This window comes from Azospirillum sp. UENF 211521 (assembly GCF_058780535.1).
The window spans coordinates 267,275-290,121 of record NZ_JBSNCF010000003.1 but is presented as its reverse complement, the minus strand read 5'-3'; the positions used below and the strand labels follow the sequence as shown (position 1 = coordinate 290,121).

Sequence of the window (22,847 nt, the reverse complement as noted above, 5' to 3'; positions counted from 1 at the left end):
TTCCTTCCCTTTTGGGTGGCCGGGCTTCCGTCGGCACGGCTCATCATTTTTGGATTGTCTGGCGAGACGGATTGTTTGTTATGCAAACTGTCCGTGTGGCGTATGGTATGTGGCATCCCAGCTTTCTACAACAGGAATGTCACAAGGCGACCGGGCCCAATCTTTGGGTGCGGCGCAAGAACACATCAGGAAATCGCGGCTAAATTCTTGTAGTTCTAAGCAATTTCAGGAATTTACCGAAAGAATTACCCCGTTCGTGCTAGCGCTTAAATTCGTGGAACTACTCCTTTCGTTGGGGTAATTCCTGTGATGGATTTGGCGCACTTCAAAACCTAATTATCCTAAAATCGAACCATTTAAGGCCACACGGGGCTGGCTAGGCTCCGGTCCTGTCGAAAACGATTGAGCGCACAGCAAGCGGGACGGCGCGATCCGCGCACATTCCCGCCCACCGCCACAAACGTGGCGCTGTAAAAAGGAAAGAGTGAAGACCATGGATCATATGGCCATTGAGCTTGATCATCAGAACCACGCCGACACGACCGGTTTTGTCGGTGATTCTGCTGCCGATCCGTTTCAGGCTGTTGTCGACAGCATCACCCCGGTGACCGCCGACACCGCCGCGACGCCGGACTCAATTCTCCATCTCCAGGCACTCCAGACCACCGCACAGCCTCTGGCGCTGGCCGACGCCACGGCCGCTGCCGCCGCCACCGCCAAGATCGTCGTGAACGCCTCCGGCACCGCCGCGGGCGGCGTGTCGCCCCATTTCAAGCTGCTGGTGGACGGCGCCGTGATCGGCGAAGGCTCCGCGGGCGGCGACGCCAAGGATTTCTCCTTCGACGCCAACGTGACCGCCGATCAGGCGCACAAGATCCAGATCCAGTACGACAACGACGGCGCCGTCGATGGGCAGGACCGCAACCTGACGGTCAACGCCATCTCCATCAACGGCCACAAGGTCGCTCCGACCGACCCGTCCGTCACCTATGACAAGGGCGCGCTCGACGGCAAGGACGTCGTCCCGGGCCAGGCCAACATGTGGTGGAACGGCACGCTGGCCGTCGCCGCTCCCAAGGAATTCTTCGCGACGACCGCCGCCGCGGCGCCGGCCGCCCCCATGGCGCCGACCTCCGGCACGTCGGACTATCCGTCCACCCCGGCCTCGCAGATCTACTACGTCGATGCGACCAACGGCAGCGACAGCAACTCCGGCCATGACGCGAACCAGGCCTGGAAGTCGCTGGACAAGGTGAACTCGACCACCTTCGCCCCGGGCTCGCTGGTCCTGTTCGAGCGTGGCGAGACCTGGCACGACAGCCTGCTGGCCTCGACCTCCGGCACCTCCGACAAGCCGATCATCTACGGCGCCTACGGCACCGGCGCCAACCCGGTGATCGAGGCGTCCAGCGGCGCCAGCTACGCCGTCAGCCTGAACAACAAGGACAACATCACCTTCGACAGCCTGACCATGAAGGGTTCGGGCGACGCCGGCCTGCTGCTCAACGGCGGCGCCGACAACGTGAAGGTCACCAACTCGCAGATCGTCGACAACCGCGGCTCGGGCGTCGTCATCAGCGGCACCTCGCACGGGCTGCGGATCGACGGCTCCACCATCGACGGCAACGGCGCCTACGGCATCGTGCATTACTCGGCCGACAACGCCGACCAGTACTTCACCAACAACACCATCAGCGACAACGGCTGGCGGACCGACGGTGTGTATTCGGGCTGGAACGGCCGCATCCTGAGCGGCGAGATCGCCGGCAACACGATCTTCAACAACGGCGCCGGCGGCGGCGACGGCCGGTCGCACGGCCTGTACCACGACCACAGCCAGGCCAACAGCACGCTGAAGATCCACGACAACACGATCTACGACAACCCGCGCGGCGCCGGCATCCTCGCCAAGTCGAGCACCGAGATCTACGACAACACGATCTACGGCAACGCCAACGTCGGCATCTCGGTCGGCCAGAACCAGGGCACCAGCGTGACCTACAAGATCTACGGCAACGAGATCTTCAACAACAACGGCGGCATCATGGAGCACCTGAAGGGCGCCGGGTCGATCTCGCTCGACGTGCACGACAACATCTTCAACAACAACAACGGCCGCTCGGCGGTGTCCATCGCCGACAGCATCAGCCAGAACGTCGCAAACAACACCATCTCCTCGGCCTCCAAGGCCAGCCCGACCGCGTAAGGACGGGTTCTCTCTCCATCGTTTCGGCGACGACCGCGCCCGGCCATTCCTTGGCCGGGCGTCGGTGCGTCCGGACGTTGCTGGTCTCACCAATGCAGGAAGACGCCGACGTCGCCCGGCATGCCGCCGGGATAGCTCAGAATCTGGGCGCGCAGCTTGTAGCCGGCGGGACGCAGATAGCGGTCGTAGTTGTCGTAGACCTCCCGCGCGAAGCCGGTGAGGCTGTCCGGCCAGTCGGGTTCGAAATTGTTGATCGCCCGGCCGCCATCGCTGCAGTAGCTGCTGGGAAAGCGCACGATCTCGATTTCGGTCTCCCCGCGTTCCGCCGCCGTGCGCACGGCGCGGGTGAAGCGCTCCTTGGCGTCGGGGCGGATGTGCTGGTGCATGAAGGCGTCGTGGATCGCGGTCTGCTCCTCCTGCCTTTTCTTCTCAAGCTCTTGCGCCTCCTTCCGCCGCGCCATCTCCTGCGCTTCGGTGATCGCGTGGAGATCCTTGGGCGTGATGAGGGCGCCGCCAAGCGGGGAGGTCTGAGGGGTGGACGGATCGTCTGCGGGCATGTCGCATGTCTCCCGGTAAAGGCCGTCGGCCTTGTCGGTTCGGAGTGCGGTTCGTTCAGGGACGTCCCGGACGCCGCACCGCGGCCCGCAAGATCCCGGCGGGACGCGTGTCATGCAGGGTGGCACGCGGACCGGCGCCCCGTCCATCACCGGCACACCCACCACCCGCGCACGGCAAAGCCGCCGCCGGGCTCGGCGGCGGCTGAAGCGCCTGGGAATGATGAAACGGAGTCTTGGTGCAGGAGCCAGGCGGCGGACTGCCGTTATCCGAAAATCGCCAGCCCGATCACCGTCGCGGCGAAGGCGCCCACGGCCGAAGCCAGGGCGGCAATGATGGTGGGGGCGTGCGACTTGGCCGACTTGACCTTCAGCGCGTCGTCGAAGCCGCGCAGCGTCGTGTCCATGCGGACGAGGAAGACCTCCAGCCCGGCCACCCGCTCCTGCAGGCTGTGCAGCGCGTCCGACAGGGCAGCCTGCTGCGCCGCGGCGGCTCCGGCTCCGGCCTGGCCGGCGCCGATGCGCTCCTGCGTCTCGCGCAGCAGCCGGGCGATGCCCTGCTGGCCGGCGGCGATCTGCTGGTGGTCGCGGCGGGCGGCGTCCAGCCCGGCGCCGATGCGCACCAGATGCGGGGCGAGCGTGCGCTCCAGCAGCTTTTCCTCGGCGCTCGGCTGGGCGAAGGTGGCGATGGTGCCGGTGCTGGGCGCAGCGGCCACGGCGACGACGCGCGTTGGGTCGAGCCCGGCCGGAATCTCAAGATCGGCTTCGAAGGCGTGATGCCCGTCGCCGAAGTTGCCGCCCACCAGATCCTCGCGCGGGCGGTCGGCCAGCGCGCGCCCCAGGACGACGCTGCGGCCGTCCGGCATCTCGGCGCGGAACTCCACCGTCAGGCGGTCGGCGGGGTAGGAGCGGTCCCAGGCCCAGCCGTAGATCCGTCCGGCCTGGACGGCGTCCACCCGGCCTTCGATGACGGACGCCGCAGGTTCCGCCGCGACGGGGGTGGAGGACAGGGTATCGGGCGTGGCGACGTCGGGCATGGCGGGCACTCGCGGAATGGTTGAATTCCCTCTCCCCTCTGGGGAGAGGGTTAGGGTGAGGGGGGTGCGCCTGTGCCGGACGTGCCGCCAAGCACAACCCCCTCACCGGCCCTCCGGGCCACCCTCTCCCCAGAGGGGAGAGAGTTATGAAAGTGCTTTTCTGGAAGAGCGGCAACCGCCGTCAGGCCGCCTTGCGCTGCGGGGTCTTGCGCGCGGTCGGGCTGGGCATGCGGTGCGGGATGTAGTTCTCGTCCAGGAACTCCCGCATGTCGCGGTAGCGCTGGTAGAAAGTGCGGTTGAACTTCTCGAACAGGCTCTGGTCCCAGTATTCCTCCAGGACGAAGGGCTTGTCGGAATAGACGTCGTAGCACGGGATCGCGAAAGTCTCCGCGAACTCCGCCGTGCGGCTGTCGTAGCTGAAATAGACCGACGGCGTGCCGTTCGAAAGCGCCATCAGGTTGCCGTGCAGGCGGTAGCCCAGCACGAGGTCCTTCGAGCGCACGATGCTCTCATAGTCGGCGACGACGTCCGAGTACCACAGGCGCGAGCGGTACAGCTCGTCCAGCTCCTCGTCGAAGTACCAGTTCTTCAGCCAGTTGTTGTTGTGCAACTCGTCCCAGGCCTCGGCCTTCTGCTCGTCGGTGCCCCAGAGCAGCTTCTTCTCCTCGACCTCGCCCTGCATCATCAGGACGGTGTCGAAGCGGCGGCTCATGTCCTTGACGAAGTCGCGGTGGCGGGTGAGGTAGGTCTTCACGTCCGGCGAATAGTGGCTGGACACCTCGCGGCGCATGGTGATGCCGACGTTGCGCACGCTGTCCAGCGACGGCAGGTCGATGCGCAGCTCCGGATCGCGGTTGCGGAAGGCGGTCGGGCAGCCGACGATGCGCACGTTCTTGATGCCGAGGTCCCACAGCACTTCGGCGGTGTAGGTGCCGCGCACGCCCAGCGTCGTCGACTTGTCGGCGAACATCTGCCAGATGCGCTTGCTCTCATCCGACAGCGTCAGCTTGCCGGTGGCCGGGGCCTGGGCGCCGACGCCGAAGGCGATGACCGGGATGCGCAGCTTGGACAGCACCTGCTCGGTGCCCTCCGGCCAGGTCATGTGGTCGTGGATGTAGTTCGACCCGCGCAGGAACACGTAATCGTATTCGGCGTTGGCCCGGTCCACCACCTCCTGCTTGAACTCGCGGATCTCCACGACGTCGAGACGGTCGAAGGTCAGCAGCTTCAGCGAGGAATCGTAGACGAAGGCGTCGCCGATGTTGTGGTAATGATTGATGCTACGCTGAATGTTCTGGTAGCTGTACCACCGCACGCAGTCATGGTCGTAGACTTCGCCGGAGGGAATCATGACTAGGATGTTAGCCAATTTAATTCTCCTGGGGTCGGGGTGGTGGAGGGTTGCGAGGTTCGGGCTTTGTCTTGATGAATTTTAGCCGCTTTGGGACGGCTCAACCCGGATCATTATTCGGACCAGATCGCGATCCCTGGTCGGCTTGCAGTTCTTCTGGGCAAGCCGGGTCAGGTAGAGCCAGGCGTTTCCATCCGTGTCCTCGAAATTCCGGCTTCTGGCGTCCGGATCGAGAATGGCCGGGTAGTAGAAGGTCTCGTCCACGGCACAATTTTTGTCGGTGAGCAGCGGTGCCGCCCAGGCGAGGCGCGGGGCGGACCAGCCGATCAGGTCGGCGGAGGTCGACACCCAGACGCCGGACAACGGCTCCGCGCCTTTGCGTTCCGCTCGCCGTCCGGCCATCACCGCGACGTAGAGGCCACTCGGCGTGTGGCGGACGAGGCTGGTGACGGTGAAAGGCAGGCGGTCGGGCGGCAGCGGCGCGCAGACCGACGCCTCGGGGTCGGCCTCGCCCTGGGTGTAGGGGTCGCGGAAGCGGACGGTGAAGTCCCGCCCGTCCCAGGCCCGCCAGGAGGCCGGATCGCCGAGGTCGCGGGTGCGCATCAGGCAGACGCCGCGCTTCTGCGCGCCGATGCCCTCGGCAAAGGCCATGGCGTAGTACCAGCCATCGCGCTCGACGATGTTGCTCGGCGCGAACAGCCCGGCGCGCTTCCCCAGATCGCCGCGGAAACGGTAGGGCACCCCGGCGACGTAGCGCGCCGGCCCGAAGCTCTGCCCGCCGTCGTGCGAGACGGTGAGGGTCAGCGCGTTCCACCAGCAGGCCATGTAGTCGCCGGTGGGGCAGAGGTCGCGGCGCTTGTGGCCGTGATACTCGTTGTGGACCAGCCCGTAGACGGTCGTGCCGTCCAGCGTGTAGGGCGAGGTCAGCCAGCCCATGTCGTCGAACCGCGCCGGGTCGTCGCGCTTGGCCGACTGGAAGACGACGCGGCAGCCGTGGTGCAACTCGTTCAGCGACGGGCCGCTGAGGATGCGGGCGCGGGTGTGCGCGGCGAGCAGCCGGACGCTGCCGTCCGCCGCCTTCCAGGCGCGCGCCGGGGCGTCCGGCACGTCCCAGTCCTCGCAGGCCTGGGTGCGGTGGTCGTAGACGGTCTCCAGCGCCGCGCCCACGGGGACGCCGACGCGGAGGTCGGCGGCGGTGGCGGGGGTTGAGAGGAGGAGGGTGCAGGCGATCAGGGCCATGGTGCATTGCCCCCTCCCTAACCCTCCCCCGCCTTTGGCGGTGGAGGGAACTGCCGCCGCTCCGCTCCCGCCCCCTCTCCCGCGCAGCGGGGGAGGGTTGGGGAGGGGGCCACGGTTGTCCTGCACGAACATCCCCATCACGGCTTCTGCGCCACCGCCCGCTCGGGCATCGACACGGCACCGCCGCCCGCGTTCGCGATCAGCGCGTCGAACACGTCGGCGTGGCGGCGGGCGCTTTCCGCGCGGTCGATGGGGCGGCGGATGCGCATGCGCAGGCGGTCCCACAGCTCCGGCGTGGTCAGAGCCTCGGTCAGACGGTCCACCAGATCCTCGACGCTGGCGTTGCGGAAATGCAGGCCGTCCACGCCGTGGGTGACCTTCTCGCCCATGCCGCCGATGTTGCTGGAGATGATCGGGCGGCCGTGCAGGAAGGCTTCCTGGATCACCACCGGCGAGTTCTCCCACCAGATGGACGGCATCACCACCCAGTCCACGTCCTTCATCAGGCCGGGCAGTTCGGCGGAGCGGTAGCTGCCGTAGAAGCGCACGCGGTCGCCGGCGCGCTCCACCGCCTCGTTGAATTTCTTCTGGTAGGCCTCGGGCTGGCGCTCCAGGTTGCCGCCGAAGATCATCAGCGCGCCGTCCTCGCCCCAGGCCTTCTCGGAGACCCGGCCGATCGCCTCGACCAGCACATGGGCGCCCTTGAACTCAGTCAACTGGCCGAAGAAGGCGAAGCGGTTGCGCTTGCCGCCGCGGGCCAGCGGGCGGGGCGGGGCGATGCCCTCGACGGTCAGGCCGTTCTCGATCATGCGGAACTTCTCGCGGGGCAGGCCCCAGTCGACGTAGCGGTCGATCAGGAAGTTCGACGGGCTGACGTAAAAGTCCGCCTGCTCCAGGAAGGTCTTCAGGAACAGCTCGCGCTTGAAGAACTGCGCCTCGCCGATGTGCGGGAAGCAGCCGGCGCAGTCGGCCGGGCTGGCGCGGTAGCACAGCGTGTTGCGGCTGGTCTTCACCATCTGGCCGTGGTGGTGGCAGATGGACAGATACTCGTGGAAGGTCACCACGATCGGCACGCGCGGCAGGGCCTGCCGGATCGCCTGGATCGTCTCGATGCCCAGACCCAGGAAATGGTGGAAGTTCACCACGTCCGGCTGGAGGTCGCGGACGTAGCGGACGAAGTCCTTCTCCAGCCCCGGCAGGTTGCGGTTCGACAGCCGGAAATGGTCGTAGTCGTTGGCGTAATAAAGGACCTCCCGCTCCTTCTGGCGCAGCGCCATCAGGGCGGAGCTGCCGTGCGGCGTGACCGGCGGGGAGGTGCGGGCCAGGTAATGGCTCTCCCAGCCCGGCAGGTCGTGCAGCCCCTGGTGCAGGTTGTAGGAGGCGACCTCCGCGCCGCCCAGCGAGAAGGCGGGATGGCCGTGGCTGATGATCAGGACGCGCTTGTTGCTCATGGTCGGGCCGATCTCGAATAGGGCTGGGTTCAGGCGGCGGCGCGGGCGGACCAGATGTCCTCGAAGCTCCAGCGGTCCACCATGGCGCCGGCGCGGCGCCAGCGGTCGGCGTGCGCGTCGCGCGGCTGCTCGTCCAGCGCCACCAGGGTGACGCGGGGCAGCCAGACGCAGGCCCCGCCCAACGCGCGCAGGCGCAGGCAGAGGTCCAGCCCCTTGTGGTCGGCCCCCATGTAGGAGCCCATCGTCGCCAGCGCCCGGACCAGCGCGTCCTTGGGCAGCAGCGCGCATTCCGGGGCGGCGGCGTCCACCGCCGCGGCGTCCTGCTCCTTCAGCCAGTCGCGCGGGTAGCCGGCGAAGCGGCGCTCGAAGGTCTTGGCTCCGTCCGAATCCTCCACCGCCATGATGCCGGCGAAGCGGATCGAATGGTCCTCGTAGAGCAGCGTCGGGCTGACCATCACCGGCCCGCCGGACTTGCGCGACACCCGTTCCAGCGCCGACAGCCAGCCCTTCTCGGTCGGCAGCACGGAGGGGGAGAGCGTCAGCACCCGCTCGCCGCGGGCGTGGGGCAGGGCGGCGGCCATCGCCTCGAACGCGTCGGTGGCGTCGGGCGCGGCGACGAAGGTGACGGCCATGCGGTAGAAGGTGGCGGCCTGACGGACGGCTCCACCCAGCCGCTCGTGCGTGCCGGCGGCGGCGACCACCAGCAGCTCGGTCTCGGCGAAGTCCGGGTCGATGGCGAGGCGGGCGATGTTGAGGTCCACATCCTCCCGCGCGTCGGTCACCGGCAGGATCACCGAGACGCGCGGCGCCTTCACCGGACGGCCCATCGGGTGAACGCCGGTCGACGGCAAGGCACCGGAGCGGGCGCGGGCGGTGCGCAGCATCGGCCCGACATGGCGGGCGATCAGCGTGTCGATGGACGGGCTGTCCAGATTGACCAGCGACAGCATGCGGCGCAGCGCCTCCGGGGCCGGCGGCAGGCAGCTCAGCGGCAGGAAGGCGAAGCGGTCGTCGGCCAGTTCCAGCTCCAGATGGAACTCGGCGCCCGGGGGTAGGCCCGACGGCTCGGCGGCGAAGGCGGTGAAGCCATGCTGGTCCTGGCCGGGGATCATGCGCCCGGCGAACAGACCGTCATGCTGGAAGGCTTCCGTCACGTCGCGGCGGGCCAGACGCGACCAGCCCTCGTCGAGCCGGACGGCGACGCCCGGCCCCTTCAGCGTGACGGCGCGGACCTGCCGCGTCGGGTCGAGCAGCCAGCCGGCGACGAACAGCCCGGCCCCCGGCACGCGCAGCGCCATGTCCAGCCCGGTCCGCACCGGGATGTCGAGGCGTGACACCGTTTCCGCACCGTCGTAGCGCGACGCGGCGATGCGCGTCATCCGCTGGCGCGTCTCGGCGTCCCGGATGTTGCCCAGCATGTCGCGCACATGGGCGGAGGCCACGCCATCGGGCAAGATGGTGCGGTGCTCGAAAATCTCCAGATGGCGCCAGCCCTCGGTGGCGCGGTAATGGATGCGGCGGATGGCGGTGGGAAGCGGGGTCTGGTCGGTCAGCACCGCCATCACGCCCGACGCCTCCGGCGGCAGGTCCGGGCGGGCGAAGGCCCCGGCGGTGGCGCGGTAGGCGGCGGTCTCCTCCGCCTCGATCAGGATCTTCTGGGCGCCGTTGCGGAAGCTGCGCGCCCAGCCCTGAAGCATCAGGCTGCCATCACGGAAACGCCCGAACACCTCGGCGAAACCGTCCGGCTGCGACACCTCCTGGGCGAGGCCCGAGAGCAGGCGCCCGATGCGGTCGGACTCGCCGTCCGAAGACGCGGCGAGCTGGATCGCGAAATCCAGCGCCACGGCCAGCGCGCCGGGCTGGAAGCCCTTCAGCGCCGAGACGAGGTGAGACGGGTTGGTGCGGACGTTGGACAGCCGCGGCAGGACGAGGCGTTCCCCCGTCTCGTCCGCCAACTCGACGCGCGACGGGCGCATCTGCGCCAACCCCGGCACGCGGATGCCGCCGAGGAACCAGCGCTCGCCCTCCGCGTCGGCCCAGGAGCGTCCGGCGTAGCGGCCCTCCACCGACCCGTCGAGATGCACGGCGCCCTGCGCGGGCAGCGCCCGGTCGATGGCGCCGAACAGGACGAGCGTGTCGTCGTCAAGAAGAATGGCCGCCGTGATGTCGGCCTTGGTGATCGGTTCCTTCATCCCGCGATGCTCCCCGCAATCGAGCCCTGCCCATGTGTTTGCCCATGCGATCCCCCCGGACCATTCATTATGTCGTCATAGAGAATGACGTGTTTTTCGGCGGACTCTTCGGTCGTCGGGACCGCCGGCATGTTGGAGACGAGCCGGTCCCAAAGCCCCGGCTCGGTCATCGCGCGCGTCATCACGCGCGCCAGATCCGCGGCGTCCCCCGCCCGGAAATGCAGCCCGTCCACCCCATCGGTCACCGATTCCGCCATGCCGCCGATGCCGCTGCAGATGACCGGGCGGCGGTGCTGGAAGGCTTCGCGGATGACCAGCGGGGCGTTCTCCCACCAGATCGACGGCATCACCACCCAATCGGCGGCGGCCATCAGCTCGGGCATCTCCTCGCGCCGGTAGGGACCGTGGCGGACGGCGGTGCCGCGGGCGCCCTTGAAGCCCTGCTCGACCTTGTCCTTGAAGGCATCGGTCTGGAAGGGCGCGCCGCCATGGACGGCCAGCGTCAGGTCCTGCCCCTGCTTCTCCAGCCGGGCGGCGGCGTCCAGCGCGACGGTGATCCCCTTGAAGGGGTTCAGGTTGCCGAAATAGGCGAAGGCGTTGCGCGGCGCGCCCGCGGGCAGCGGCCGGTGCGGCGCCGGACGGACCGCCGGGCGCCCGTTCTCCATGACGGAGATGCTGTCCGGGTCGAGGCCCCAGGCGATGTAGCGGTCGCGCAGGAAGGCGCTGGGCGCCAGGAAATGATCGACCAGCCCGAACATCGCCTTGATGTGCTTGTCGCGCAGCACGAACTGGTCGGCCGGCCGGTCGGGGAAGCAGCGGTGGCAGGCGTCGGGCGAGGCCATGCGGCACAGCGCGTGGCCGTTCGTCGTCACCATCTGCCCGTCGTTGGCGCAGATCGGGTAGTAGTCGTGCAGCGTGTAGACGATCCGCGCCCGCGGGCAGACGCGGCGGATCAGGAACAGCATCTCCACGCCCAGCAGCAAGGTGTGGTGGATGTGCACGATGTCCGGCTGGAAGGCGCGCAGCAGGTTCGACAGGTCCGGCACGATGCCGTGCAGGTCAATCTGGCTCTGGAAGAAATGATCGAAATGCCCGGCCCACAGCACCACCTCGTCGGCGCTGCGGCAGAGCGTCTGAAGGTTGGTGCCGGGCTTGCGGTCGCGGTGGACGCCGTTGGTGCAGGCGAGGAACAGGGCCTCCGCCCCCTTGGCCTTCAGGCTGCCGAACAGCTCGTGCGCGAAGATCTCCGTGCCGCCGGGGTGCAGGCTGGGGTGGTTGTGGGCGACGACGAGGACGCGGGGCAGGCTCATCGCGCGCCCTCCTTTTCCAGAACCAGGAGATCCTGGAAGTTCTCGGCGTTGCGCTGCCCGCTCCAATGGCCGCGCAGAACCGGGCGCGCCGGGCGCAGCCCCTGTTCCGCGAAGGTGCCGAGCAGGAAGGATTCGCCGTAGGCGACGGCGGCGTTCGGGTTGGCCTCGTCGGCGATGAACTCCGGCCCGGCGGCGTCGAGGAAGGCTGGGCGGGCGGTCTTCTTCGCGATGCCGTCCCGCGCGCGGGCGTCCACCAGGAACAGGCTGAGGAAGCAGCGCCCGCCCGGCTTCAGCACGCGGGCGATCTCCGCCGCGTAGCGCACCGTCTCCGCCGTCCGCAGATGGGTGATGACCGAGGTCAGGATCACGAAGTCGTGGCCGCCGTCCGCGAAGGGCAGGCGGGTCCGCGCCGCGTCCTCCGCCCCGCCGGGGTTGTACAGCGCGTTCGCCACGTCGAGCGTCTGGAAGCGGAACTCCGGGTAGGCCGGGGTGATCGTCTCCGCGCACCAGCGGATGCCATCCTCGACGATGTCCACGCCGTCGTAGCTGGAATCGAGGTACTGGGTCAGCGGCACGGCCATGCGCCCGATGCCGCAGCCGATCTCCAGCACGCGGTGCTTCGGCTTCAGCCCGCCGACGCGCACGAAGTGGCGCAGGAACTCCGCCCCGATGGCCCGGAAATCGCCGTCGCCGATGAACACGCGGTCCGGCGGCGGCACGGGCAGGAAGCGGTTGCGGGCGATCTGCGCGCACAGCCATTCCAGCCGCGGGTCGGTGTTGCGGCGCAGGACGGCGAGGCGGCGCCCGGTGAGGATCTCGTTCATCAGGTCAGCTCCGGTTCCGGTTCGCGCGCCCGAACAGGCGGGATTTGCCCGGAACGGCAACGGGAAGGGCGGTGTCCGTGGGGGCGCCCGCCGACAGGGGGCGCATCAGGCTCTCCTCCAGAGCCGGCGGCGGCGTCCGCTGGTCCCAGTCGCGGGCGGCCAACTCCTCCATCATCGCGGCCCAGCGGCGGGCGTGGAGCCAGCCGTTGTATTCAGAGGCGACGCCGCGGGTGTAGCCCTGGTGCCGGCTGATCGAGCGGCGCTCCAGATGGTACAGCTCGACCGAGGGGACGTAGCGGATGTCCAGCCCGGCCTTGCGGATGCGAAGGCAGAGGTCGGAGTCCTCGTAGTCGCCGATGACGTAGTCCTCGCAGAAGCCGCCCACCGCGTCGAAGGTCTCGCGGGTCATCATCAGGCAGGCGCCGGTCACGCCGGGCACGCTGCGCTCCCGCCGGGCGGGCAGGAAGTCGCGCGGCAGCCCCTTGAAGAAGTGATGGTTGTACCAGCGTCCGCGGACGTCGCGGTCGAAGTAGAGGCCGGCGTGCTGCAGGCTGTCGTCGTCGAACAGCAGTTTCGGCCCGACCGCCCCGGTGCCCGGCGTGCGCTCCAGCGCGCCGAGCAGGACGGGCAGCCAGCCGGGCTGGTCAGGGATCACGTCGGAATTCAGGAACAGCAGCGTCCGCCCGCTGGAGGCCGCGACACCCGTGTTGTTGGCCGCCGAGTAGCCGTGGTTGGCCGGCTGCACCAGCACCCGCATCGGCAGGCCGTAGAGCGCGTGGAAGCCGTGCAGCATGTGCACCAGCTCGTCGCGCTGCTCCGGGCTGTCGAGCACGAAAATCAGCTCCGCCCCGGCCATGCCGGGATCGGTGGCGAAGCTGGAGAGCTGGAAGCGCAGGAACTCCAGCGCCTTGTAGAGCGGGATGATGACCGAGACGGCGGGCGTTTCCGGGCCACGCCCGAAGCTGACGATCTCCGGCTCCCCGCGGCTCGCCATATGGGCGGCGTGGAGCGGCGCGACGGCCGGGGCGATCACGGTTTCCAGAACCAGCGGCGTCGCGTGCTGCGGCGGCAGGCTGCCCAGAACCGCGGCGCGGGCGTCGGCGGGCGACAGCGGGCGCAGCGGCGGCACCAGCCGAATCGACCCGCCGGAGCCGAGGCGAAGCTCCGCATGGACCTGAAGCGCCGCGGCGGGCTCGGGCGCGCCGGGCAGGTAGGCGACGAAGCCGCTGCGGTCGGTGGACGGCGCGGTGCCGAACAGCTTCGCCACGTCCTCGCGCGGGAAACGGTGCTCCAGAACCTCCAGCCGGCGCTCGCCGCCGAAGGGCGTGTGCACGGTGAGGCCGCCCGACAGGCCGTGCGGGTCGTGCACCCAGCCGGCCAGGAACAATCCGCCGTCACCGGTCGGCACGGCGAGGTCGAGGGCGGCGCCGATGGAGCGCTTGGCATCGGCGACCTGCCGCTTGGGCATCGGGGCGAGCACCTGAAGCTCGCGCACCGCCGCCGCCGCCGTGGCGTCCGACCGCCCGCGTTGGGCGAGCGCGTTCAGGATGTACTGGCGCAGTTCCAGCGGCGTGTCGCGGCGCGTGGACAGCCGCTCGGTCAGGCTCGGCAAGTTGGGCGCCACGGCCGAGAAGGCGCGGCAGGCCAGCCCGTTGCGGCCCAGCACCACCAGCAGGTTGCCCGGCGCGCACAGCGCCTTGTCGACCAGCAGCGACATGGCCGCGCGACCCCGCCGATCCAGGGCGGAGCCGACGCAGACGTCGAAGGGGGAGGGGCCGACGGCGCCCGCCGTGATGATGACCGCCCCCGTCACCTCGCCGAAGCCCGACGACAGCGAGCCGCCGCAGAGCAGAAGCTCGTCGGTGGCCAGGGCGCGGGCGACCAGGGGGGAGGGGGTGGGCGACAGCTCCAGCACCGTGCGGCGGCAGACCGCGGCGAAGCCGGCGTCGCTGCGCAGCGCGGGGGTGGAGCGCGCGAAATCGAAGAGGAAACGCACCACGCGCAGCCGCGACGGCGCGTCGAGGCTGCCGAGCAGGAAGGCGGGGTCGGGGTCGGGAACCTGCGGTTCGGCCAGGACCTCCGCGACGACGCGGCTCTGGGCCACGAAACGGACGGGCGCACCGGAGGTCCGGGGCGCCCGCAGGATCGACAGCACCCGCTGCCCACCCCAGCTCGTCCGCACGGACAAGGTGGTGTAGGGCGGCCGGACCTCCTCGCCGTCGAGGGTGGGAACGACGCGGCCGGAAGGCTCCGGTCCGTCGCTCTCCCACGAGGCGAGCACGAAGTCGTCGCCGAGCGCGTGGAGCTGGGCGGACGCGATGGAGGCGGAGGCCGGCAGGACGGCGAGCACGGTCATGCGTTCCTTAGCCGGACCCATCGGCGGCGTGAATGCAGCACGCCGCCGGTCCGGTTCCTGGGTGGATTACGTCTTTAGTGAATGACGAAGAAGTCGTTCGGGTTGTTGTGAACTTCGTCGGCCGAAACGCCCTTCAGCATGATGCTGTCGCCGTTGCCGAGATCGATGACGGCGTTGCCGCCCATGTCGGTGACGCGGGCCGCCAGGTCGGAGGCGTCGTTGATCTCCAGGCCGTTGATGTTGCGCTCGATCTGGAGGATGTCCTCGCCGGCGCGGAAGTCGAGAACGACGTCCTGGCCGCCGCCGCCCGAGAAGACGAAGATGTCGTTCCCGGCGCCGCCGACGAGGATGTCGTTGCCCGCACCGCCTTCCAGGATGTCGTTGCCCGCACCGCCATCCAGGTAGTCGTCGCCCTCGCCACCCTTGAGGATGTCGTCGCCGGTGCCGCCCATCAGGATGTCGTTGCCCGCACCGCCATCCAGGTAGTCGTTGTGGCCGCCGCCCATCAGGACGTCGTCGCCGTTGCCGCCGCGAAGAATGTCGGCGCCGTCGCCGCCGCTCAGGACATCGTCGCCGTTCCCGCCGTCGAGGATGTCGTTGCCGCGGCCGCCGATCAGCACGTCGTCGCCGTTGCCGCCGGACAGGTAATCGTCACCGTCCCCGCCATCCAGCGTGTCGTTGCCGTTGCCGCCGTCCAGGACGTCGGCCCCGCTGCCGCCGCTCAGCAGATCGTCGCCGTTGCCGCCGAACAGGGCGTCGCGGCCGTCGCCGCCCAGGATGGTGTCGTGGCCGTTGCCACCCATCAGGATGTCATCGCCCTTACCGCCGTCGATGAAGTCGTTGCCGTTGGTGCCGGTGATGACGTCGTCATAGTTGCCGCCAGGAAGGGTGGCCATGAATCATACTCCTTAACGATGGGATTCGGTGGGGTGGGGGATTTCCTACCCCGAAATGGCGAGGTACCACTAAGCCTTTACCCAAATACCGTTCGGCATGGCTGTGACAAACATAAGGTCAAACCCAGGCAAATCTTGAGTTCATAGAGTCAAAACACAATAATCATCAACGTTCATTACGTCATTGCTGTCACCTTGGCTTCAAAGCCCTTCGAAAATCTAAACATCTAATTTTGGACGTGGCACTTGATGAGGGTTTTTAGGGCCCCAATTCAAGGCGACGACTCATGGTTAATGGAAGATTTTGAATTGTTCGCCCATAATACTTTCAAAGTTGCCGGGAAGAGGTTTTGTCGAATTTCGACGAAATGCCGTGAAATGACCCGCAAGTCCTATGCGTTTGGCTTAGGATTATGCCGTTGATCATTGCCCAATGGTGGCGCTGCCCGATGCTGCGGCGCATTCAAAACCACGACCTTTTTAAAAATTCGCGGGCGAAGGGGGAGGATTTTAAAAGACGGAATTTGAAAGCGGCGGCTGCGCCGTGTGGCCCGGTCGCGGCGACGGGCGTCCGGAAAACACGCCTGGGGACCGCCCGGCCGGGCGCTCCGACGGGTCCGGAGCGCTCCGGCGGCCCGCCGCGGTCGGGCCGAAGGCTGCCGGATGGCCGTCACCGATGCCCTTGGGAGGGGCCAAAATTTTTGTCTTGCGTTGCTGTCCGGCGTCCGGGCCGGTTCAGACTTTGCCCGTTTCCGCGGCGTCCAGGGCGACCCGCGCCAACTGCATCAGCTTGTCGTCGACCGCCGCCCGGTCATAGCCGGGGCTGTCGGCCAGCGAATCGCGCAGGCGCATGGCGATGAACTCGCCGGTGTGGTGCTTGTCGTAGAGATGGACGTCGCCGATGGCGTCGGCGACGCGCTTCAGGGTGTTCCGGTCCCACTGTGTGGTCATGCTCGCACGCTCCTTTTCTTGCCTGCTTGGCAACGGGGGAGCGTGCGAAATGATCCGGTGCGGGGCCGCCGCGGTCAGTTCTCGCGGAAGGCGCGGTTCATGCCGTCGGTCAGTGGCGTCAGGAAATACTCGATGGCCTTGCGGGTGTGCCCGTGGATCATCACCTCGGTCGGCATGCCGGGATGCAGGTCCACGTTCGGCAGGGCCTTCAGCGCCGCGGCGTCGAGGCTGATCCGGGCGAGGAAATAGGCCTGCCCGGTGCGCTCGTCCTCAAGCTGGTCGGCGGAGAGGGTCAGCACCTTCCCCTGGACCGGCGGCACCAGCCGCTGGCGGTAGCCGACCAGCCGCACCATCGAACTGCCGCCCACGTCGATGTTCTGCACGTCGGCGGGGGAGACGCGGGCCTCGACGATCAGCCCGTCGTCCTGCGGGACGATGTCGAGGATGCCCTGGCCCGCCGGGATGACGCCGCCCGGCGTGTAGAAGCGCAGGTTGGTGACCCGGCCCGCCTGGGGGGAGACGAGTTCCTGGCGCTTCAGCACGTCGCCGGCGCTGCGCAGCCGTTCCGACAGGTCGGAGACGGTGGCCTGGATGGTCTGAAGCTCGTTCCCGACCTCCGACCGGCGGGTGTTGCCGAGGTTGATGATCTCCAGCTCCGCGGCGGCGATGCCCTGCTCGGCCTTCGACTTGTCGGCCTGGATCTCGCCCAGCCGGCCCTTGGTGTCGGCGACGTTGCGCTGAAGCTCCAGCATGCGCGGCTTGCGCTCGTAGCCCTTGGCGAGCAGCGTCTCGACGATCCGCAGCTCGTCCTGGGTGTAGCGCAGCCGGTCGTTGGCGGCGACGCGCTGCGAATCGAGCGCCACCAGCTCGTCGCGGAGCTGGCCGATGCGCTTGCGCTGGATGGAGATCTGCCCCTCATAGGCGTCGCGCCGCGACTCGAACAGACGCTGTTCGGCGGCCAACGCCTCGGCGGCGACCGAGCTGGTCTTGGCGGCGGCCACCAGTTCGTCGGCGTAGACCGGGGCCTTGGCGTCGGTCTGCTCGGCCCGCAGCCGGGCGAGGCGGGCCAGCGAGGTCCAGTATTGCCCGTGAAGCTGGGCGACCACCGCGCCGCTCTGCGTGGTGTCGAGCCGCAGCAGAACCTGCCCGGCCGTCACCATGTCGCCGTCCTTGACCAGCAGTTCGCTGAGGATGCCGCCCTCCAGGTGGGAGAGGGTCTTGCGGTGGCTTTCCACCATGATGGTGCCGGGCGCGATGGCCGCGCTGTCCAGGCTGGCGGTGAAGGCCCAGCCGAAGAAGCCGCCGAAGCCGATGGCGACGGCCAGAGCCCCGGCCAGCGCGGTGCCGCGCAGCGTCGGTTCGTGCGGCGTCACGTCGATGACCGGTGACCAGGCGGCGGTGAGAGAGGATGGTGCGTTCGCGGGCTGGGAAAGCGTCGTGTCGGTCATGCGGATTCTCCCGTCCGGACCAGCCGGGCCACCTTCACGGCGCCGCCGGGCTGGACCATCTTCAGCACGTCGGTGCGTTCGCCGAAATGCTCGACCATGCCGTCCTTGAGGACGAGCAGCTTGTCGGCGACCGACACGATGGAGGGGCGATGCGCGACCATCACGATGGTGGCGCCGTCGCGTCGCGCGTGGTTGATCGCGGTCAGCAGCGCCTGCTCGCCCTCATGGTCGAGGTTGGAGTTCGGCTCGTCCAGCACGATCAGGCGGGGCTTGCCGAACAGTGCGCGGGCCAGCGCGATGCGCTGCCGCTGGCCGCCGGACAGGGCGAAGGCGTTCTCGCCGACCGGCGTGTCGTAGCCGAAGGGCAGGCGCCCGATCATGTCGTGGACCCCGGCCAGCCGGGCGGCGCGCACGATCTCGGCCGGGTCGGCCTGGGCCATGCGGGCGATGTTCTCGCCGATGGTGCCGTCGAGCAGGGCGACCGACTGCGGCACATAGCCGACATACTGGCCGAAGCTCTCGCGCTCCCAGAGGAAGGTGCTGGTGCCGTCCAGGTAGATGCCGCCGGCGGTGGGCTCCCAGATGCCGACGAGCAGGCGGGCGAGGGTCGATTTGCCGGCGCCCGACGGGCCGATGATGCCCAGCACTTCCCCCGGCTCCAGCGCGAAGGAGACGCCGCGCAGAACCGGGCGCTGCAGGCCCTTCGGCACGTGGCTGACGCGGTCGACGGCCAGCCGCCCGTCGGGGCGGGGCAGCGGCATGGTGCTGCGCCGCGCGCCCTCGCCGTTCAGAAGCTCGCGGATTCGCTTGTGGGCGGTCTGGGCGACGACCCACTGCCGCCAGTTCTCCACCAGATGCTCGAAGGGCTGGAGCAGGCGGGCCATGATGATGCCGGTGGCAATCATGCTGCCCGGCGACGCCTCGTTCCGGATGACCAGGGCGGCGCCCGCGGAGATGGTGGCGATCTGCAGGATCAGGCGCAGCGAGCGGGAGGCCGAGGCCATGCCGCGCGACAGCACCACGCCGCGGTCGATCAGCGAGGCGGAGCCGATCTGCGCCATCTGCCAGCGCCGGGCCAGCGGCGGCAGCATGCCCATGGCCTCGATGGCCTCGGCGTGGCGGACGGTGCTGGCGACGTCGGCGAAAACCTTGGCCGAGGCCTCGTTCGCCTCGGCGATGGGGCGGCGGGTCAGCGCGTCGGTCAGCGCGTTCATGGTCAGCAGCAGCAGCGCCGACCCCACCGCGATCCAGCCGTAGATCGGGTGCAGGATGAACAGGATGACCAGGAAGATCGGCGTCCACAGCAGGTCCAGCGGCACCACCACGGCGTTGCTGGTCATGAAATTGCGCAGGTCGTTCAGGTCGCGCATCGTCTGGCCGGCGTTGCGCGTCCCGCCGCCCAGCGCGTCCACGATGGCCGCCTGCAGCGCCGGCACGTTGAAGCGGTGCGCGATGACCGCCCCGCAGACCAGGAAGGCGCGCGCTCGGATGAAGTCCAGCACGCCGTACAGCACCAGCCCGCCCACGGAGATCACCGCGAGCATCGTCAGCGTCTCCAGGCTGCGGCTGCTCATCACGCGGTCGTAGACCTGCATCGTGTAGAGCGGCACCACCAGCATCAGGATGTTGACGAAGAAGGTGAGCGCGCCGGCCAGCAGCAGGCCGCGCCCAATCTTCCGGTAGGCTTGGGTCAGCAGGGTCCGATCCATACCGCTCATGCCAGTTCCTTTTCTTGCGTCCCGCGTTCCGGCCGCGTTCCGGAGTCCCGCGTTCTCAGGTTTTGGGACGGGCCATGAAGCCGGTCATGCAAAGGGCTTCATGGTTAATGAAGTGTTGAAGCGCGGCCATGCCGCATGAACTCCTTTTGAGACGAAGTCTGGACAAAGGCCGCCCATTGCGGGGAGTCTGCCGCGCGCCATTTCCGCTTACGTCCGGCGCTGCGCTGCGGCGTGTGACAAGTTTGAGCCCTTACCCCGTCCGGCGCCGATCGAAAGAGGTATTTGCAGCGCTGTAAAATGTTGTTCCAAAACATTTTTCTGATGACGCTCTGCGCCTTCCCCGGTGCTCGTGTCTCTTTTTCGTCAACTGGCCTTCCGCCTGAATTGACGGCATGGTGCATCGCGGAACTCTTGCACTTGCCACCGGGGGATGTACGATCCTTTGATGCCGGCGGGTGCCTGGACTGACGAATATTTCTCAAATCCAAGGAATATTTACGATGAACACGCCCCAGACCGTACTCGTGACCGGCGGTGCCGGCTATGTCGGCAGTCACTGCGTGGCCGAACTGCTCGACCGCGGCTTCCGGGTCGTCGTGCTCGACAACCTGCGCCAGGGCCACCGCGCCGCCGTGCCGTCCGACGCCGCCTTCGTGGAGGCCGACCTCGCCGACACCGACGCGCTGACCCGCGTCTTCGCCGAATGGCGCTTCGACGCGGTGTTCCATTTCGCCGCTCTGTCGCTGGTCGGTGAATCGATGCGCGACCCGCACCTCTATCTGCACGGCAACACCGTCACCTCGCTGAACCTGATCCGCGCGGCGACCACGGCCGGCGTGCGCAAGATGGTCTTCTCCTCGACCGCCAACCTGTTCGGCACGCCGGAGCGCCTGCCGATCGACGAGGACACCACCATCGACCCCGGCAGCCCCTACGGCGAATCCAAGTTCTTCATCGAGCGTGCGCTGCACTGGGCGGACCGCTGCCATGGCCTGCGCTCCGCCTGCCTGCGCTACTTCAACGCCGCCGGCGCACACCCGAACGGCACGCTGGGCGAGGATCATGCCCCGGAAACCCATCTGATCCCGCTGGTGCTGGACGCGGCCAGCGGCCGGCGTTCGCACATCGAGATCTTCGGCGACGACTACCCGACGCCGGACGGCACCTGCGTGCGCGACTACATCCATGTCTGCGATCTCGCCGACGCGCATCTGCGGGTGCTGCCGACGCTGGAGACGCGCAGCGTCCGCTTCAACCTGGGCAACGGCACGGGTTACAGCGTCCGCGAGGTGATCCAGGCGACGGAGCGCGTCACCGGCCTGACGGTCCCGGTCAAGGTCGGGCCGCGCCGCGCCGGCGATCCGGCGGTGCTGATCGCCTCGTCGGAGCGCATCCGGGGCGAGCTGGGCTGGTCCCCGCGCTTCCCCGATCTGGACAGCATCATCGGCAGCGCGTGGGAATGGCGCCGCCGCCATCCGGGCGGCTACCGCGGCCCGGCCGTGGCGCAGGCCGCCGAGTGACGGAGAGACGAGGAATGAGCACGCAGCGCCGGGCGGGCGCCGACGCCAAGCCGGCCGAAGCCAGGTCGGACGCCGTCGATGCGGCGGAACTGGCCGAGTATCACGGGCTCGCCCGGTTGATCGAACGGATGCACCGCCGGTTCCTCGACGTCGTGCGGGCCGGTCTGCTCCGGCAGGGGATCGACGACATCGGGCCGGTCCAGGCGCTGATGGTCATGCTGATCGGCGACGACGAGCCGTCGGTCCGCGACCTGATGGAGCGTGGCTATTACCTGGGGTCCAACGCCTCCTACAGCCTGAAGATCCTGGTTGAGGCCGGCTACATCGACCGCGGCGCCAGTCAGCGCGATCGCCGCACGGCCCGGCTGCGCCTGACCGACAAGGGCCGGACGCTGCGCGACGATCTGTTCAAGCTGGAGCAGGTGCAGGCCACGGCGCTGGTCCGCAACGAGGCGGAGGCGGCCGACCTGAAGGCCGCCTACCGCACGTTGCGCCGGCTCGACCGCATCTGGGGCGACATGGTCCGCTACGCCGGCCAGGGACTCGATTGAGTGGCTCGATTGATCCGCCTTATGCATCTCCCACCCGCAGGCATCCGCACATGAGCGATTCATCCCTGTCCATCCGCGACGTCGAGCGTCTGCTTGACTCCTCGTCGGCGGAGGCCCGCATCGACACGATGCAGAAGCTGGCCGGCGATCTGGAGAAAGGCGGCTTGACCGACGCCGAACGGTCGCTGGCGCTGGAGGTCATGCACTGTTTCGCCGCCGACGCCCAGGTCGCGGTGCGCGAGGCGGTGGCTTGGCAGATCCGCAACAACGCCATGCTGACCTCGGAGTTGGCCGAGCGGTTGGTGAGGGACGTGGCCCGCGTGGCCTTCCCGATCCTGCGCGACGCCGGAAGCCTCAGCGACGAGTTGCTGCTCGACGTGCTGGCCGACCCCGACGCCGGCAAGCACATGGCCGTCGCCAACCGCCACACCGTGTCGGCGCGGGTGGCCGGAGCCGTCGTCGAGACCGGCAACGTCGCGGTGGTGACCGCCCTGCTGCGCAACCCCGGCGCGGAACTGGCCGAGCCGGCGCTGCACCGGGCCTTGGACCGCTTCGGCCGGGTGCGCATGGTCAGCGAGGCCGCGGCGACCCGCCCCGGCCTGCCGCTGGCCGTGGTGGAGCGGCTGATCGCCTTCGTGTCCGACGCGATGCGCGCCACGCTGGCCCACAGCCATGGCCTGTCCAAGGATCTGGTGGACCGGCTGGCCAACCGCGGGCGCGAGTCGGCGACGCTGCGGCTGCTGCGCCCGGCGCTGCGCGGCGACGAGGATGTGGAGGCGGTGGCCCGCTGGCTGCACGCCAACGGGCGCTTCACCGCGGCGCTGCTGTTCCGCGTGCTGTGCGCGGGCGATGTGGCGCTGTTCGCGGCGGGGCTCGGGGCGAAGGCGGGCATCCCGGCGGAGAACGCCCGCAGGCTGGCCTGGGACGACGGGGCGCTGGGGTTGCGGGCGGTGCTGAAGAAGGCGTCGGTCGCGCCGGTGCTGGTGCCGCCCTTCCAGGTGGCGATCGCCACCGCCAAGCGCATGGGCTACGAGGGCAGCGACAACCGCCGCGACGATTTCCAGGCGGAGGTCATGGCCGACCTGTTCGCCGCCCTGACCCCGACGAACGAGTGGGTGGTGGACGAGCTGCTGCTGCAGTTGTTCGACGGCGCGTCGGACGAGGTGATCGACCGCGCGCTGGATCAGGCGGGCTTGCCCTTCGCGCCGGTGCGCGGGACGGGGACGTAACTTGCGGGTGGGGC

Annotated in this window: 17 protein-coding genes; 4 read left to right on the top strand and 13 right to left on the bottom strand. The window is 68.6% G+C overall.

Annotation, left to right across the window (positions count from 1 at the left end; all coding sequences use genetic code 11):
* The first annotated feature begins 502 nt into the window (after positions 1–502).
* Positions 503–2,206 carry a right-handed parallel beta-helix repeat-containing protein gene (locus ACWPN5_RS26090; RefSeq protein WP_492298258.1) on the top strand — a complete coding sequence of 568 codons (1,704 nt, stop codon included), beginning with the start codon at positions 503–505 and terminating at the stop codon, positions 2,204–2,206.
* An 86-nt stretch (positions 2,207–2,292) separates the two neighbouring features.
* Here the strand turns inward: ACWPN5_RS26090 and ACWPN5_RS26085 are convergent, their stop codons facing one another.
* From ACWPN5_RS26085 to ACWPN5_RS26025, 13 genes are all read right to left on the bottom strand, one after another.
* Positions 2,293–2,763, bottom strand: coding sequence for a hypothetical protein (locus tag ACWPN5_RS26085; RefSeq protein ID WP_200477325.1), 471 nt, complete (start codon positions 2,761–2,763; stop codon positions 2,293–2,295).
* 263 nt (positions 2,764–3,026) lie between these two features.
* Entirely contained in the window at positions 3,027–3,797 is a 771-nt protein-coding gene (locus ACWPN5_RS26080) for a hypothetical protein (protein WP_200477326.1), read from the bottom strand.
* Positions 3,798–3,978: 181 nt separating this feature from the next.
* Positions 3,979–5,166, bottom strand: a complete 1,188-nt coding sequence (locus ACWPN5_RS26075) for a polysaccharide pyruvyl transferase family protein (RefSeq protein WP_114860886.1) — start codon at positions 5,164–5,166, stop codon at positions 3,979–3,981.
* A gap of 63 nt (positions 5,167–5,229) precedes the next feature.
* On the bottom strand, positions 5,230–6,387 hold the full coding sequence (locus ACWPN5_RS26070; RefSeq protein WP_492298255.1) for a hypothetical protein: 1,158 nt from the start codon (positions 6,385–6,387) through the stop codon (positions 5,230–5,232).
* Between the two features lie 137 nt (positions 6,388–6,524).
* Entirely contained in the window at positions 6,525–7,838 is a 1,314-nt protein-coding gene (locus ACWPN5_RS26065; protein ID WP_145687528.1) for a glycosyltransferase family 4 protein, read from the bottom strand.
* A gap of 29 nt (positions 7,839–7,867) precedes the next feature.
* Positions 7,868–10,030: a hypothetical protein gene (locus ACWPN5_RS26060; RefSeq protein WP_492298253.1), complete on the bottom strand. Its 2,163-nt coding sequence runs from the start codon at positions 10,028–10,030 to the stop codon at positions 7,868–7,870.
* Positions 10,027–11,340 (bottom strand): glycosyltransferase family 4 protein, encoded by a 1,314-nt coding sequence (locus ACWPN5_RS26055; RefSeq protein ID WP_492298251.1) that lies wholly within the window; start codon positions 11,338–11,340, stop codon positions 10,027–10,029. Before ACWPN5_RS26055 ends, ACWPN5_RS26060 begins: the two co-directional genes overlap by 4 nt.
* Entirely contained in the window at positions 11,337–12,164 is an 828-nt protein-coding gene (locus ACWPN5_RS26050) for a class I SAM-dependent methyltransferase (RefSeq protein WP_492298249.1), read from the bottom strand. Before ACWPN5_RS26050 ends, ACWPN5_RS26055 begins: the two co-directional genes overlap by 4 nt.
* Positions 12,165–12,168: 4 nt before the next feature.
* Entirely contained in the window at positions 12,169–14,520 is a 2,352-nt protein-coding gene (locus tag ACWPN5_RS26045) for a glycosyltransferase family 2 protein (RefSeq protein ID WP_492298248.1), read from the bottom strand.
* 74 nt (positions 14,521–14,594) lie between these two features.
* Positions 14,595–15,416: a calcium-binding protein gene (locus tag ACWPN5_RS26040; RefSeq protein ID WP_145687538.1), complete on the bottom strand. Its 822-nt coding sequence runs from the start codon at positions 15,414–15,416 to the stop codon at positions 14,595–14,597.
* A gap of 735 nt (positions 15,417–16,151) precedes the next feature.
* Entirely contained in the window at positions 16,152–16,367 is a 216-nt protein-coding gene (locus tag ACWPN5_RS26035) for a hypothetical protein (RefSeq protein ID WP_145687546.1), read from the bottom strand.
* A 74-nt stretch (positions 16,368–16,441) separates the two neighbouring features.
* The gene (locus tag ACWPN5_RS26030) at positions 16,442–17,815 is read right to left on the bottom strand and encodes an HlyD family type I secretion periplasmic adaptor subunit (RefSeq protein WP_145687554.1); all 1,374 of its coding nucleotides are present in this window, start codon (positions 17,813–17,815) and stop codon (positions 16,442–16,444) included.
* Positions 17,812–19,533, bottom strand: coding sequence for a type I secretion system permease/ATPase (locus ACWPN5_RS26025; protein WP_145687562.1), 1,722 nt, complete (start codon positions 19,531–19,533; stop codon positions 17,812–17,814). The genes ACWPN5_RS26030 and ACWPN5_RS26025 overlap by 4 nt, the downstream gene beginning before the upstream one ends.
* A 500-nt stretch (positions 19,534–20,033) precedes the next feature.
* Between ACWPN5_RS26025 and galE the strand changes: the two genes are divergently transcribed.
* From galE to ACWPN5_RS26010, 3 genes are read left to right on the top strand one after another with little or no spacing between them, the layout of a single operon-like run.
* Positions 20,034–21,053, top strand: coding sequence for a UDP-glucose 4-epimerase GalE (gene galE, locus ACWPN5_RS26020; protein ID WP_492298246.1), 1,020 nt, complete (start codon positions 20,034–20,036; stop codon positions 21,051–21,053).
* Between the two features lie 14 nt (positions 21,054–21,067).
* On the top strand, positions 21,068–21,604 hold the full coding sequence (locus ACWPN5_RS26015; RefSeq protein ID WP_145687586.1) for a MarR family winged helix-turn-helix transcriptional regulator: 537 nt from the start codon (positions 21,068–21,070) through the stop codon (positions 21,602–21,604).
* A 50-nt stretch (positions 21,605–21,654) separates the two neighbouring features.
* Entirely contained in the window at positions 21,655–22,833 is a 1,179-nt protein-coding gene (locus ACWPN5_RS26010) for a DUF2336 domain-containing protein (RefSeq protein WP_492298245.1), read from the top strand.
* The last annotated feature ends 14 nt before the right edge of the window (positions 22,834–22,847 follow it).